This window comes from Streptomyces sp. NPDC002623, from assembly GCF_053592635.1.
Genome location: NZ_JBSFWB010000079.1, coordinates 1 through 16,099 on the forward strand (window position 1 = coordinate 1; position 16,099 = coordinate 16,099).

Genomic DNA, 16,099 nt, shown 5'->3' on the forward strand with positions numbered 1-16,099 from the left:
AGCTGGCGGCGGAACTCACGGCCCTCGGAGCCGACGTCACCGTAGAGGCGTGTGACGCGGCCGATCGTGAGGCGCTGGCCGCAGTCCTCGCACGCGCCGCCGACACGACGACCCCGCTCACCGCCGTCGTCCACGCCGCGGGCACCGTGGACGACGGCCTGATCGAGGCGATGGACCCCGGCCGACTGGAGCGGGTGCTGCGCGCCAAGGTCGACGGGGCGGTCAACCTGCACGAACTCACCGCTGACCTCGACCTGGCCGCCTTCGTCCTGTTCTCCTCCGTCGCCGGCACGCTCGGCGGCCCCGGCCAGGCCAACTACGCCGCCGCGAACACCTTCCTGGACGCACTCGCCGCCCGCCGACAGGCCGCCGGCCTCCCCGGCACCTCCGTGGCGTGGGGCCTGTGGGCGGACACGAGCGGCATCACCGGGCAACTCGGACGGCAGGAACTGGCCAGGATGCGCCGTTCAGGAGTCGCGCCGATGACGGCCGCACACGCCCTCGGACTGTTCGACGCGGCGCTGAACCTCCTCGACGCCAACCCGGCCGCCGCCCGACTGGACCTCGGCGCGCTGCGCAGGGCGGCCGAGTCCGGAGACCTTCCCGCACCGTTGCACGGCCTGGTGCGCGCCCCCCGCAGGCAGGCCGCCGTCCTGGCGGCACAGGACGGCACGACACTCGCCCGGCAACTGGCCGGCCGGACGGAGACGGAGCAGGAACGCATCCTGGTCGACCTCGTCCGCGACCACTGCGCCGCCGTCCTCGGGCACGCCTCGATGGACGCGGTCTCCTCCGAACGCGGCTTCCTGGAGTCCGGGTTCGACTCGCTCACCGCGGTCGAACTGCGCAACCGGCTGGGCGCCGCCACCGGACTGCGCCTGCCCGCCACGGTGACCTTCGACTGCCCGACGCCACAAGCGCTCGCCCGGCATCTCAGGGAGCGACTGGGCCCGGTGAGCCCGGCGGACGCGGCGGCGGCCCCGCTGCTGGGCGAGATCGACCGGCTCGAAGCGGCGCTCGCCGGCGCCCTGCCCGGCGCGGGAGACGACCGCGCCGCGGTGCTGCGCCGACTCCAGGCGCTCCTGTGGCGGTTCGAGGACGAGCCGGACGCAACTCCCGGAGCCGAACCCGGCGACGACGACCGCCCCGGCGGCTTCGACTCCGTGACCGACGACGAGATGTTCTCCCTGATCGACAAGGAGCTGGGTCTCGACTGACCCGTGCCCGGCCGACCGCGCCCGCAAGCGCCCGAAGACCCGGCCGCCGACCGACCCGGACCCCGCCACCCTCTGGAAAGCGTGGACGATGAACGAGACCGGCACTGAAGCGAAGCTGCGGGACTACCTCAAGCGCGTGACCGAGGAGCTCCAGCAGACCAGGCGACGCCTGGCCGCCGTAGAGGCGCACGGCCGGGCGCCCATCGCGATCGTGGCCATGTCCTGCCGCTTCCCGGGCGGCGTGCGCTCACCCGAGGACCTGTGGCGGCTGGTGGCGTCCGGGGCCGACGTCATCTCCGACTTCCCGGCCGACCGGGGCTGGGACGTCGAGGACCTCTACGACCCCGACCCCGACGCGACGGGCAAGAGCTATGTGCGCCAAGGCGGCTTCGTCCACGACGCGGCCGAGTTCGACGCCGGATTCTTCGGTATCTCGCCGCGTGAGGCGCTCGCCATGGATCCGCAGCAGCGGCTGCTCCTGGAGACGTCGTGGGAGGCCTTCGAGCGGGCCGGGATCGACCCGGCCGCGCTGAAGGGCAGCCGCACCGGCGTCTTCGTCGGGGCCGGCGCCACCCGGTACATCGACAACCCACGCGACCTGCCGCAGGCCGTCGAGGGCTACTCGATGACCGGGAACGTCTCCAGCGTCCTGTCCGGGCGGCTCTCCTACACCTACGGCTTCGAGGGGCCGGCGGTGACCGTCGACACGGCGTGCTCGTCCTCGCTGGTGGCCCTGCACCTGGCGGCGCAGGCCCTGCGGTCCGGCGAGTGCTCCTTCGCACTGGTCGGCGGTGTGACGGTGATGTCCGACCCGGCGCTGTTCGTGGAGTTCAGCCGCCAGCGCGGCCTGGCGCCCGACGGCCGCTGCAAGGCCTTCGCCGCCGCTGCCGACGGCACCGGCTGGTCGGAGGGCGTGGGCGTCGTCCTCGTCGAGCGGCTGGCCGACGCCCAGCGCAACGGCCACCAGGTGCTCGCCGTGCTGCGCGGCAGCGCCGTCAACCAGGACGGCACCAGCAGCGGGCTCACCGCGCCCAGCGGGCCCTCGCAGCAGCAGGTGATCCGACAGGCGCTGGAGAACGCCCGGCTCACCGCGGACCAGGTGGACGCGGTGGAGGCGCACGGCACGGGCACCACGCTCGGCGACCCGATCGAGGCCCAGGCGCTGCTGGCCACCTACGGCCGCGACCGCGCCCCGGACCGGCCGCTGTGGCTCGGCGCGCTCAAGTCCAACCTGGGCCACTCCGCCGCCGCTTCGGGTGTGGCCGGGGTGATCAAGATGGTCATGGCGATGCGGCACGGAGTGCTGCCCGCGACGCTGCACGTGGACGAGCCGACGCCGCATGTGGACTGGTCGGCGGGCGCGGTGGAACTGCTGACCGAGGCGCGCCCCTGGCCGGAGACCGGCCGCCCGCGGCGCTCCGCGATCTCCTCCTTCGGCATCAGCGGGACCAACGCACACGTCGTCATCGAACAGGGCACACCGGCGGCGGTGCACGATGCCGATACGCACCCCCGCCCGGACGGCATCCTCGTACCGTGGTTCGTCTCCGCCCGCTCCGAGCCGGGACTGCGCGCCCAGGCCCGCCGCTTGCTCGACCACGTGGCGGCGCACCCGGAGTCCGCACCGCTCGACCTCGCGTACTCGCTGTCCGCGACGCGCTCGGCGCTGGACGCCCGAGCCGCCGTCCTCGGCGCGGACCGAGCCGAACTCGTCGCAGGGCTGGCCTCGTTGGCCGACGGCGCCCCCGCTCCGGACGTCCGGCTGGGCAACGTCCGCCCGGACGCCCGCCTGGCGCTGCTCTTCAGCGGTCAGGGGAGTCAGCGGGCCGGGATGGGGCGTGAACTCCACACCGCTTTCCCGGTGTTCGCGGAGGCGTTCGACGCCGCGGTCCTGGAACTGGACCGGCAGCTTGCCGGGCACGTCACGCATTCGGTGCGGGATGTGGTGTTCGGGCCGGAGGGCGCTGAGGGCGCTGAAGGCGTTGAGGGTGCGGAGGGCACGCCGGGACTGCTGGACGAGACGGTGTTCACGCAGGCCGGGCTGTTCGCCGTCGAGGTGGCGCTGTTCCGTCTGCTGGAGTCCTTCGGCGTGCGGCCGGACTTCCTCCTCGGTCACTCGATCGGCGAGCTTGCGGCGGCGCATGTGGCCGGGGTGTGGTCACTGGCCGATGCCGCCGTCGTGGTCGCGGCGCGCGGGCGGCTGATGCAGGCCTTGCCCGCGGGCGGCGCGATGGCAGCGGTACAGGCGGACGAGGACGAGGTCCGCGCGGTCCTGGACGATGCCCCGGCAGTCTGTGTCGCCGCCGTCAACGGGCCGACGTCCGTGGTGCTCTCCGGCGACGAGGCCGACGTGCTGCGAATCGCCGCCCACTTCACGGCGCGGGGGCGCAGAACCCGGCGGCTGAAGGTCGGGCACGCGTTCCACTCGGCCCGCATGGAACCGATGCTGGCCGAGTTCCGCACGGTCCTGGAGGGTGTCTCGCACGCGGCTCCCCAGCTCCCGGTGATCTCCAACGTGACCGGCCGGATCGCCGAAGTCGCCGAACTGACCGACCCGGACTACTGGGTGCGCCAGGTACGCGAGCCCGTCCGCTTCGCCGACGGCGTCGCCGCCCTCCTCGCCCAGGGCACCACCGCCTTCGCGGAACTCGGCCCCGACGGCGTCGCCGGCGCGATGGCGCGCGAGACCCTCGCCCCCCGGCCGGACCAGGCGGAGCCCACGGTCGTGCCGCTGCTGCGCCGCGACCACCCCGAGACGCGCACCGCGACCACCGCCCTGGCCGCCCTGCACACCGCCGGGATCCGGATCGACTGGCCCGGCATCCTCGCCGCACGCGGCGGCCGACGGGTGGAACTGCCCACCTTCGCCTTCCAGCGGCAGCACTACTGGCTCACGACCGAGCGACCCGCCCGCCGGGCCGAAGCGACGACCCCCGGAGCGGAGCGTTACACGATCCGGTGGCAGCCGGTCGCCGAACCGCCGACCGCCAGGCTGACCGGCCGCTGGCTGCTGCTGTCGTCCCCTCCCGACGAGACCGGGCTCGCCGCCGCCTGCCGGCAGGCACTCGAAGACCGTGGCGCGTGCGTCGAACACCTCGCCGTCGAGCCGGCACCCGGCGCGCTGAACCGCGAGGCACTGGCCTCCCGCCTGCGCGAGCACCCAGGCCTCACCGACCTCACGGGCGTCGTCTCGCTCCTGAGCCGTGAGACAGGGCCCGACCTCGACGTCCCGGAGCTGAGCCGGGGCCTGTCCGCGACGCTCGCGCTCGTGCAGGCCCTGTCCGACCTCGGGCTGAACACCAGGCTGTGGAGCCTCACCCAGGGCGCGGTGACCACCGGCCCCTCCGACCCGCTGCGCCACGTCGAACAGGCCCAGGTCTGGGGCCTCGGGCGCACCGTCGCGCTGGAGCACCCCGCCCTGTGGGGCGGCCTGATCGACCTGCCCGACGCACCCGACGCGCAGACCTGGGCCCGGACGACGGCGATGATCGCCGACGGCGGCGAGGACCAGATCGCCGTGCGCGCCGCCGGCCCCTGGGTACGGCGGCTGTCCGCCGCGCCGACCGGCGGCTCGTACGCCGACTGGCAGCCGGCCGGCCGGGTCCTCGTCACCGGGGGCACCGGCGGGCTCGGCGCCAGGGTCGCCCGCTGGGCCGCCGAACGCGGCGCCGACGAACTGGTGCTGGTCAGCAGGCGCGGCGCCGAGACGCCCGGCGTCGAACGACTCGTGGCCCAGCTCGCCGAGCTCGGCGCCCGGACCGCCGTCGCCTCCTGCGACCTCGCCGACCGGGACGCGCTCGCCCGGCTCGTCGCCGACCTGGAGGCGGACGGCGCTCCGATCCGCGCCGTCGTGCACGCCGCCGGGCTGGCCCAGGACTGCGCCGTCCTCGACACCGAACCGCACGGCTGCGCGGACGTCCTCGCGGGCAAGGCCGTCGGCGCGGCGAACCTCGACGCGGTGCTGGGCGACCGCCCGTTGGACGCCTTCCTGCTGTTCTCCTCGATCGCCGGGGTCTGGGGCGGCGGCGTCCAAGGCGCCTACGCCGCCGCCAACGCCGCCCTGGACGCGCTCGCCGAGCAGCGCCGGGCGCGCGGACTGGCCGCCACGTCGATCGCCTGGGGGCCCTGGGCCGAGGACGGCATGGTCGGCGCGGAACGCGATGTGCAGCGGCTGGCCCGGCGCGGCCTGCGCCCGCTCGCCACGGACGACGCGCTGGCCGCACTCGCCCACGCCGTCGGGCGTCCCGAGGCGGCGGTGGCCGTGGCGGACGTGGACTGGGAGCGGTTCACCGCCGCCTTCACCGCGCTGCGCCCCAGCCCGCTCCTCGGCGCACTCGCCCCGGCCGCCGCCGCGGCGCCCGCAGCCGGCGGCGCGCGCCCGACCCCGGGGGACTCCGCCCTCGGCCGCCTCCTCGCCGAGGCCCCGCCCGACGACCGGCCCGCCCTCGCCCTCGACGCGGTGCGCACCCAGGTCGCCCAGGTGCTCGGCCACGGATCGCCGCAGGCGGTCGACGCCGACCGTGCCTTCCGCGACCTCGGCTTCGACTCGCTCACCGCCATCGACCTGCGCGACCGGCTCAGCGCGCTGACCGGCTTCCCGCTCGCCGTCACCACCGTGTTCGACCACCCGACGTGCACCGCACTGGCCGCGCACCTGTGCGACGAACTGGCGGGCGAGCACGCGGCCGACGGCCGGTCCGCCCCGCTCGCCCGGACCGCGCGGACCCCTTCCGACGAGCCGATCGCCGTCGTCGGCGTGGCCTGCCGGTTCCCCGGCGGCGTCGCCTCCCCCGAGGACCTGTGGCGGCTGGTCGCCGACGGCGCCGACGCCATCGGGCCGTTCCCGGCCGACCGGGGCTGGAACCTCGACCGGCTCTACCACCCGGACCCGGACCACCCCGGCACCTCCTACACCCGCCACGGCGGCTTCCTGTCCGGGGCCGCCGACTTCGACGCCGGCTTCTTCGGGATCTCCCCGCGCGAGGCGCTCGCCATGGACCCCCAGCAGCGGCTGCTCCTGGAGACCTCCTGGGAGGCGTTCGAACGGGCCGGACTCGACCCGGCGACGCTCAAGGGCACCTCCACCGGCGTCTTCGTCGGCGGCTCGCCCTCCGGCTACGGCACCGGCGCGCGCACCACGGACGGCGCCGAGGGCTACGCGCTGACCGGCAGCGCGGGCAGCGTCCTGTCCGGCCGACTCGCCTACACCTACGGGCTCCAGGGCCCGGCGGTGACGGTGGACACCGCCTGCTCCTCCTCGCTGGTCGCGCTGCACCTCGCCGTCCAGGCACTGCGCCGCGGCGAGTGCGAGGCCGCCCTGGCCGCGGGCGTCGCCGTCATGGCCGTCCCGACCGGCTTCGTCGAGTTCAGCCGCCAGCGCGGGCTGGCCGGGGACGGCCGCTGCAAGTCCTTCGCCGCGGCCGCCGACGGCACCGGCTGGTCCGAGGGCGCCGCCGTCCTGTTCCTCGAACGACTCTCCGACGCACGCCGCAACGGGCACCGGGTGTGGGCGCTCGTGCGCGGCAGCGCGGTCAACCAGGACGGTGCCAGCAACGGTCTGAGCGCCCCGAACGGACTGGCCCAGCAGCGCGTCATCCGACTCGCCCTCGCCGACGCCGACCTGACGCCGGACCAGGTGGACGCGGTGGAGGCGCACGGCACCGGCACCTCGCTCGGCGACCCGATCGAGGCCCACGCGCTGATCGCCGCCTACGGCCGGGACCGGCCCGCCGACCGGCCGCTGCGGCTCGGCTCGGTCAAGTCCAACCTCGGACACGCGGCAGCCGCCGCCGGCCTGGCGGGCCTGGTGAAGACGGTCATGGCACTGCGGCACGGCACCCTGCCGAAGACCTTGCACGTCGACGCGCCGTCACCGCACGTCGACTGGTCCGGCGGCGCGGTCGAACTCCTGACGGAGCAGACTCCCTGGCCGGACACCGACCGGCCGCGCCGCGCCGGAGTCTCCTCGTTCGGGATCAGCGGCACCAACGCCCACGTCATCGTCGAGCAGGCGCCCACCGAGCCGGCCCGCCCGGACACAGCCGCCCCCGACAGCGCCGGCGCACCGCTGCCGTACCTTCTCTCCGCCGGCACCGAGCGCGGCCTGCGCACGGTCGCCGGACGACTGCGCGACCACCTCGCCCAGCACCCCGAACTCGAACCGGCCGACGTCTCGTTCTCCCTGGCCAGCACCCGCACCGTGCTCGCCCACCGCGCCGTCGCCGTCGCCCGGGACCGGGATGCTCTGCTGCACGCGCTGGACGGCCTCGCCGCGGGCGAGGCGCGCCCCGGCACCGCCGAGGGATCCGGCCCCACCCGCGAACGCGCCGTGTTCGTCTTCCCCGGCCAAGGCTCCCAATGGCCCGGAATGGCCGCCGAACTCCTCGCGGACGCCCCCCTGTTCGCCGAGCACATCGCGCGCTGCGAGACGGCACTCGCCCCGTACGTCGACTGGTCGCTCACCGACGTGCTGCGCGACCCCGAGGGCAGCGCCCTGGAACGGGTGGACGTGGTGCAGCCCGCCTTGTGGGCCGTGATGGTCTCCCTGGCCGAACTCTGGCGCGCCCACGGAGTGCGGCCCTCCGCCGTCGTCGGCCACTCCCAGGGCGAGATCGCGGCGGCCTGCGTCGCCGGCGCGCTCACCCTCCAGGACGGCGCCAAGATCGTCGCCCTGCGCAGCAAGGCACTCCTCGACCTCGCCGACAGCGGCCTGATGGCCTCGCTCGCCATGTCACAGGAGGAGGCCGCCGAGCGCATCGCGACCATGGGCGGCCGACTGTTCCTGGCGGCGGCCAACGGCCCCGGCCAGGTCGTCGTCTCCGGAGCGCCCGACGCCGTCCGCGCCCTGGCCGCCGAAGCCCCACGCGCCCGGATCCTCCCGGTGGACTACGCCTCCCACTCCGACCACGTCGAGAAGATCCGCGACCGGCTCCTCACCGACCTCGCCGGCATCGAACCCGCCGCCGGCCGGGTGCCGTTCCACTCCACGGTGACCGCGGGCCCGCTGGACACCACGGAGCTGGACGCCGAGTACTGGTACACCAACCTGCGTCGGACGGTCCGCTTCGAGGAGACCGTCCGCGGCCTGCTGGAGCAGGGCCACGACGCCTTCCTCGACATGGGCCCCCACCCCACCCTGGTCACCCCGATCCAGGAGACGGCCGCTTCCCTCGGCGCGGACCACCCGGTGATCGGCAGCCTGCGCCGCGACAAGGGCGGTCTGGAACGCTTCCTGCTCTCCCTGGGCCAGGCCGCCGTCCTCGGCGTCGCACCCGACTGGAGCACCCTGTTCCCGGGCCCGCGGTCCGCCGCCGTCGACCTGCCGACCTACCCCTTCCACCGACGGCGCTACTGGCTCGACCCGGCGAGCAGCCCGGCCGACACGCCCGGCATGAGCGGCGACGCGACTGAGGCCCGGTTCTGGGAACTGGTCGACACCGAGGACCCGCAGGCACTCGCCGACCTGCTCGGCGCCCCCGACGGACAACCGTGGCACACGGTCCTGCCCGCCCTGCGCTCCTGGCGCCGTCGTGCTCACGAGCAGCGCACGGCCGACGGCCGACGCTACCGCGCCGTCTGGCAGCCCGCCCCCGACCTGCCCACCGACCCCGCCGCGCCCACCGCCTGGCTGGCCGTCGTACCGACAGCCCTCGCGGCGGACGACGACATCGCCGAACTGGTCACGGCTCTGCGCGAGCGCGGCCTGACGGTCACCACGGTCACCGTCGACCCCACCCGCACCGACCGGACCCGGCTGGCCCACAGCCTCGAAGCAGCCCTGACCGACAGCCCCGACAGCCGCGACAGCCACGACAACCGTGACAGCCGCGACAACCCCGGTCGCCCCGGCCGCCCGATCGGGATCCTCTCGCTCCTCGGCCTCGACACCACCGCCGACCCGCACCACCCGACGGTCGCGGCCGGTCTCACGGGCACACTGCTCCTCACCCAGGCAGCGGCGGATTTCGACGCCGAGACGCGGCTGTGGTGCCTCACGCGCGGCGCCGTCGCCGTCGACGGCGACGAACCCGCACCCCGGGACGCCGACCAGGCCCGCCTCTGGGGCCTCGGCCGGGTCGCGGCACTGGAACTGCCCGACCGCTGGGGCGGTCTGGTCGACCTCCCGGAGCACCTCACCGCGGCTGACGTCGACCGGCTGCGCCAGGCCCTCACCAACGCGGCGCACGAGGACCAACTGGCCCTGCGCGCCGCCGGGACCTCCGTACGCCGGATGGTCCGCGCGCCGCTGCCCGCCACCGACGCCGTACGGGACTGGCGGCCGACCGGCACCGTCCTGATCACCGGCGGCACCGGACCGCTCCCGACGCGCATCGCCCACTGGCTGTCCGAGCGCGGCGCCGAACACCTCGTCCTGGCCGGCCGCATCGACCCCGACGCGGCCGCCCGGCTCCAGGCGGACGTCGACGCCTCGGACACCCGGCTCACCTTCGCCGACCGCGACCTGTCCGACCGTCAGGAGGTGATCGACCTGCTGGACCGCCTCCGCGCCGAGGGCCACCGGATCGCCGCCCTCATGCACACCACAGGCGACCCCGGCCTGGCCCCCCTGCGCGAGACCGACCCCGCCGCCGTCGCCCGCGTCCTCGCCGACACGGCGCACTGCGCCCGGCTCCTCGACGAACTCCTCGACCCCGCCGAACTGGAAACCGTCGTGCACTTCTCGTCGGTGGCCGCCTTCTGGGGCAGCGGCGAACACGCCGCCCACGCCGCCGCCTGCGCCCACCTCGACGCCCTCGCACAGCAGCACCGCGCACAGGGCCGCCAAGCCCTCTCCGTGGCCTGGCCGGTCTGGGACCTACTGGCCGAGACACCGGCCGGCGACGACCCCGAGGCCGCCCGCGCCGTCCGGCGGATCGGCCTCGGCGGCCTGCGCCTGCTCGACCCGACGCACGCCCTGGCCGCACTCCAAGCCGCACTGGACCACGACGACACCTGCGTGACCGTCGCCGACGTCGACTGGCCGCTCTTCACCGCCGCCTTCACCGGCCAGCGCCCCAGCCCACTGATCGACACCCTCCCCGAGGCCCGCGCCGCCCTGACCGCCCTGGCGGAGGAAGCACGCACCGCCGCCGACGCGGCCGACGACCTGCACCGCGAACTGGCCGAACTGACCGCCTCGGAGCGCGCACACCGCCTGCTGGAACTGGTACGCGCCCACACGGCCGCGGCCCTCGGCCACGACTCCCTGGACGAGATCCGTCCCGACCGCGCCTTCCAGGAACTCGGCTTCGAATCCATCACCGCGATCGACCTGCGCAACCGGCTCAACCGGCTCACCGGCCTCAACCTGCCGGCCACGCTCCTCTTCGACCACCCCACCCCCCTCGCCCTCGTGGACCTGCTCCTTGCCGAACTGCTGGAGGACGGCATGACAGGCGCGGCCTCCGTCCACGCGGGGATCGACGCCCTCGCCACCGGACTGGCCTCCGCCGCCGTCGGCGAGACCGACCGGGCCAGCATCACCAAACGGCTCCAGACGCTGCTGACCACCTGGACCGCCACCCCCACCGCTTCCGCCACCGCCACCGCCACGGACCCGGACACCGGCCCCCGGCCGCCCGCCGAACGCAGCGTCGCCGAGGAACTGGAAGCGGCCTCCGACGACGAGATGCTCGCGTTCATCAACACCCGGCTCCGCCGCAACACCCCCGCGGGATGACCCGGATGACCCGGATGGCGCGGATGACCCCCATGAGCCACACCGGCCCCAAGAACACCGCGACCCCAGTACCGGAGGACTGCTGCTGTGGCCAATGAAGAGACCCTTCGCGAGTATCTGAAATGGGCCACGGCCGAACTGCACGAGGCACAGCAGCGGATCGAGGCGTTCGAGTCCGCGGCCCGGACCACCGAACCCGTGGCGATCGTCGGCATGGCCTGCCGCTTTCCCGGCGGCGTCGCCTCACCGCAGGACCTGTGGGACCTCGTCGACCGGGGAGCGGACGCCATCGGCCCGCTGCCGCAGGACCGCGGCTGGGACCTGGACCGGCTCTACCACCCCGACCCCGAGCACCCCGGCACCATCTACACCGCCTCCGGAGGCTTCCTCACCGACGCCGCCGGCTTCGACGCCGCCTTCTTCGGGATCTCGCCCCGCGAGGCGCTGGCGATGGACCCGCAGCAGCGACTGCTCCTCGAGACCTCCTGGGAGGCGTTCGAGCACGCCGGCATCCTCCCCGCCACCCTGCGCGGCAGCCAGACCGGCGTGTTCATCGGCACCAACAACCTGGAGTACGGCTGGACATCCGGCCGGGTGCCCGACGAATACGCCGGACATCTCACCACCGGCACGGCCGCCGCTGTCGTCTCCGGCCGTCTGTCCTACCTGTACGGCCTCGAAGGCCCCGCCGTGACCGTGGACACCGCCTGCTCGTCCTCGCTGGTCTCCCTCCACCTCGCCGTCCAGGCGCTCCGCGGCGACGAATGCTCGCTGGCCCTCGTCGGCGGCGTCACGGTGCTGGCCTCCGCCGGCCAGTTCCTCGGCTTCAGCGCCCAGCGAGGACTGGCCGAGGACGGCCGCTGCAAGGCGTTCGCCGAGACGGCCGACGGCATGGGCCTCGCCGAGGGCGTGGGCGTCCTGCTGGTGGAGCGCCTCTCGGACGCCGAGCGCAACGGTCACCAGGTGCTCGCGGTGGTCCGCGGCAGCGCCGTCAACCAGGACGGCGCGAGCAACGGCCTCACCGCCCCGAACGGCCCCTCGCAGCAGCGGGTCATCCGGCTCGCGCTGGCGAACGCCGGCCTGTCGGCCACCGAGGTGGACGCCGTGGAGGCGCACGGCACGGGCACGGCGCTCGGCGACCCCATCGAGGCACAGGCACTCCTCGCCGCCTACGGCCAGAACCGCCCCGCGGGCCACCCCCTCTGGCTCGGCTCGGTCAAGTCGAACATCGGCCACACCGGCGCCGCCGCCGGCGTCGCGAGCCTCATCAAGACGGTGCAGGCGATCCGCGCCGGGACCCTCCCGCGGACCCTGCACGCCGAGGAACGCTCGACCCGGATCGACTGGTCGGCGGGCGCGGTCGAACTGCTGACGGAAGCACGGGAGTGGCCCGACTCCGGCCGTCCGCGGCGGGCGGGAGTGTCCTCCTTCGGGATCAGCGGCACGAACGCGCACGTGATCATCGAGCAGGCGCCGCACATCGAAGCGGCGACGAGCGCGCCGCCCAGGGTCCTTGTGCCTTCGCTGTTGCCGTTCGTGGTGTCGGGGCGGTCTGAGGCGGCATTGCGGGCGCAGGCGGGTCGGTTGGCGGAGTTCGTGGGGGAGCGGGAGGACGTCGACCTGGTGGGGGTGGCGCGGGCTCTGGTCGGTGCGCGGTCGGTGTTGGAGTGCCGGGGTGTCGTGCTGGCGGCGGGTCGGGGCGAGCTGGTGTCGGGGCTGGAGGTGTTGGGCGCGGGGGATGGCCGTTCGGTGAGTCGTCCGGTGTTGGTGTTTCCGGGGCAGGGGTCGCAGTGGGTGGGGATGGCGGGGGAGTTGTTGGAGTCGTCGTCGGTGTTCGGGGTGCGGTTGGGGGAGTGCGAGGAGGCGCTTGCGCCGTTCGTGGACTGGTCGTTGGCGGATGTTCTGCGTTCTGGGTCGGATGAGTGGCTGGGCCGAGTCGATGTGGTGCAGCCGGTGTTGTGGGCGGTGATGGTGTCGTTGGCGGAGTTGTGGCGGTCGGTGGGTGTGGTGTCGGCGGCGGTGGTGGGGCATTCGCAGGGGGAGATCGCGGCGGCCTGCGTGGCGGGGGCGCTGTCGTTGCAGGATGCGGCGAAGGTCGTGGCCTTGCGGAGTCGCGCGATCCTGGACTTGGCCGGGTCGGGCGGCATGGCGTCGGTGTCGTTGCCCGTGGTGGGTGTGGAGGAGTTGCTGGCCCCGTTGGAAGGACGGGTGTCGGTGGCAGCGGTGAACGGTCCGTCGTCGGTGACCGTCGCGGGTGAGGACGCCGCGCTGGACGAGCTGCTCTCGGCCTGTGAGGCGCAGGGTGTGTGGGCGCGGCGCGTGCCGGTGGACTACGCGTCGCACTCCGCCCAGGTGGAGTCGATCCGCGACCGGCTCCTGACGGACCTGGCGGGCATCGAGCCGACGGCGGCGACGGTCCCGTTCTACTCGACGGTGACGGCCGGGCGGCTGGAGACGACCGCTCTGGACGCCGAGTACTGGTACACGAATCTGCGGCAGACGGTCCGCTTCGAAGACACCGTCCGTCTGCTGCTGGCGCAGGGTTTCGACGCGTTCGTCGAGGCCAGCGCCCACCCCGTGTTGACGACGCCGATCGAGAGCACGGTCGAGGCGGTGGAGGCCGATGCGCTCGTGCTGGGCACGCTGCGTCGGGGTGAAGGCGGTCCGGACCGTTTCATGGCCGCACTCGCCGAAGCGTTCACCGCGGGGCTGCCCGTGGACTGGCGGCCGCTGCTGCCCGAGCCTCGTGCCGGGACCGTGGATCTGCCGACCTACGCCTTCCAGCACCAGCGGTACTGGCTGCGCGACGTATCCGCTGCCGGAGCCGACGACGCCGCCGGGCTCGGGCTGACCGGCGAGGGGCACCCGCTGCTCGGTGCCTCGGTGTCCCTGGCCGACGGGCAGGGCTACCTGCTCACCGGACGGCTGTCGCTGTCCTCGCACGGCTGGCTGCGGGACCACGCTGTCGCCGGGACGGTACTGCTGCCGGGCACGGCCTTCGTGGAACTGGCGATCCGCGCCGGTGACTCCGTCGGCTGCGGCATCCTCGACGAACTTGCCCTGGAAGCACCGCTGGTGCTGCCCGAGCACGGCGGCGTGCAGGTCCAGGTGATGGTCGCGGCACCGAACGCCGACGGCAGCCGGACGGTCTCCGTGTTCTCCCGGCCGGACGACGACGCCGACCGGGAATGGGTCAGGAACGCCGACGGCCTGCTCCTTCCCGAGCACACCGCACCCGTGGACGCCGACTTCGAGCCGACGACGTGGCCACCGGCCGGCGCGCAGCCCGTCCCACTGGACGCCTTCTACACGGACCTCGCCGAGGCCGGCTACGGCTACGGCCCCGCCTTCCAGGGGCTGCGGGCGGCCTGGCGGCTCGGCGACGACGTCTACGCCGACGTGGCTCTCCCCGCCGAGCAGCGGGAGAACGCCAACCGCTTCGGACTGCACCCGGCACTCCTGGACGCCGCGCTCCAGGCGGCCGCGCTGACCGACATCGGCGTTGACGGCACCGCGGTCCGCCTGCCGTTCGTCTGGAGCTGCGTACGGTTGCGGGCCTCCGGCGCGTCGTCGCTGCGCGTCCGCCTCTCCGCCAACGGCGGCGATTCCGTGGCCGTGGACGCCGTCGACGGCACCGGCCGTCCGGTGTTCTCCGCGGACGGACTCACCCTCCGGCCGGTCGAGGCCGAGCAGTTCTCCCGCGTGGCCGACGAGACGGCCGACAGCCTCTTCCAACTGGACTGGGTCCTGGCCCCGACCCGGCCGACCGAGCAGCCGCGCGCCTTCGCCGACCGTACGACCGTCCTGGACTGCCCGCCCGCGGCGTCCCCGGCGGGCGTGGGGCTCGCGGACGCTGTGGCGAGTGCGACGGCCGATGTGCTGGAGCGCATCCAGGAATGGCTGGTGGGCGAGGGGGCGGCGGATACGGCTGAAGCGGCCTCGCGGCTCGTCGTGGTGACGCACGGCGCGGTGGCCGCGGGCCCGGGCGAAGTCGTCTCCGACCTCGTCCACTCGGCGGTGTGGGGTCTGGTCAGGACGGCACAGAGCGAGCACCCCGGCAGGTTCGTCCTGGTGGACACCGACGACAGCGAGCAGTCCGCGGCGGCGCTGGATGCCGCCGTCCACCGCGGCGAACCGCAACTCGCCCTCCGCCGGGGCGACTTGCTCGTCCCCCGGCTGGCACGGACCGGTGGGTCAGCCGAGGCGTTGGTCCCGTCGTCGGAGGTGTGGCGGCTGGAGTCGGCGGGGTCGGGGACGTTGGAGGGTCTGGTGTTGGGGGCGGCTCCGGAGGCGGTGGAGCCGTTGGGCGCGGGGCAGATGCGGGTCGCGGTTCGGGCGGCGGGGCTCAACTTCCGGGATGTGTTGATCGCGTTGGGGATGTATCCCGGCGCGGCGTCGATGGGCAACGAAGGCGCTGGTGTCGTCACCGAGGTCGGCCCGGAGCTGACCGGATTCGCCGTGGGAGACCGGGTGTTCGGGATGTTCCCGGACGCGTTCGGTCCGCAGGCGGTAGCTGACCAGCGCATGGTCGCGCCGATCCCGGACGGGTGGTCGTGGGAGCAGGCGGCGTCGGTGCCGGTGGTGTTCCTGACGGCGTACTACGGGCTGGTGGAGCTGGGCGCACTCCGCGCGGGTGAGTCGGTGCTGGTCCACGCCGGTGCGGGTGGTGTGGGCATGGCCGCGGTGCAGGTGGCCAAGCAGGTGGGGGCCGAGGTGTTCGCGACGGCGAGTCGTGGCAAGTGGGACACGCTGCGCTCCCTCGGTCTGGACGACGCTCATATCGCCGATTCGCGGTCGCTCGACTTCGAGGAGCGGGTGCGGGCGGCTACCGGTGGGCGGGGCGTGGACGTCGTGCTGAACTCCCTGGCCGGGGAGTTCGTGGACGCCTCGCTGCGGCTGCTCGGCGAGGGCGGTCGGTTTGTCGAGATGGGGAAGACGGACGTCCGGGATGCGGGGGAAGTGGAGTCCGCCTGGGTCGGGGTGTCGTATCAGGCGTTCGATCTGATCGAGGCGACCGGCGCGGACGGGATCGCGGAGCTGTTCGCGGCGCTGATGCCGTTGTTCGGGTCGGGTGCCCTGGAGCCGGTGCCGGTGCGGTCGTTCGATGCGCGGCGGGCGCCGGAGGCGTTCCGGTTCATGTCGCAGGCCAGGCACACCGGAAAGCTGGTGCTGCGGATGCCCAGGGCGCTGGATCCGGGCGGGA

General features: G+C 74.3%; 3 protein-coding genes. All 3 read left to right on the plus strand.

Annotation, left to right across the window (positions count from 1 at the left end; all coding sequences use genetic code 11):
- Positions 1-1,217 (plus strand): type I polyketide synthase (locus tag ACWD4O_RS47935; RefSeq protein ID WP_451289443.1); only part of this gene is annotated, 1,217 nt, incomplete at its 5' end.
- An 88-nt stretch (positions 1,218-1,305) separates the two neighbouring features.
- A complete protein-coding gene (locus ACWD4O_RS47940) occupies positions 1,306-10,896 on the plus strand; it encodes a type I polyketide synthase (RefSeq protein WP_451289444.1) in 9,591 nt (3,196 codons plus the stop codon).
- An 87-nt stretch (positions 10,897-10,983) separates the two neighbouring features.
- Positions 10,984-16,099 (plus strand): acyltransferase domain-containing protein (locus ACWD4O_RS47945; RefSeq protein ID WP_451289445.1); only part of this gene is annotated, 5,116 nt, incomplete at its 3' end.

Excerpts from the sequence above, each read along its gene's own strand:
- ACWD4O_RS47940 (WP_451289444.1), top strand. The coding sequence starts at position 1,306 with ATGAACGAGACCGGCACTGAAGCGAAGCTGCGGGACTACCTCAAGCGC.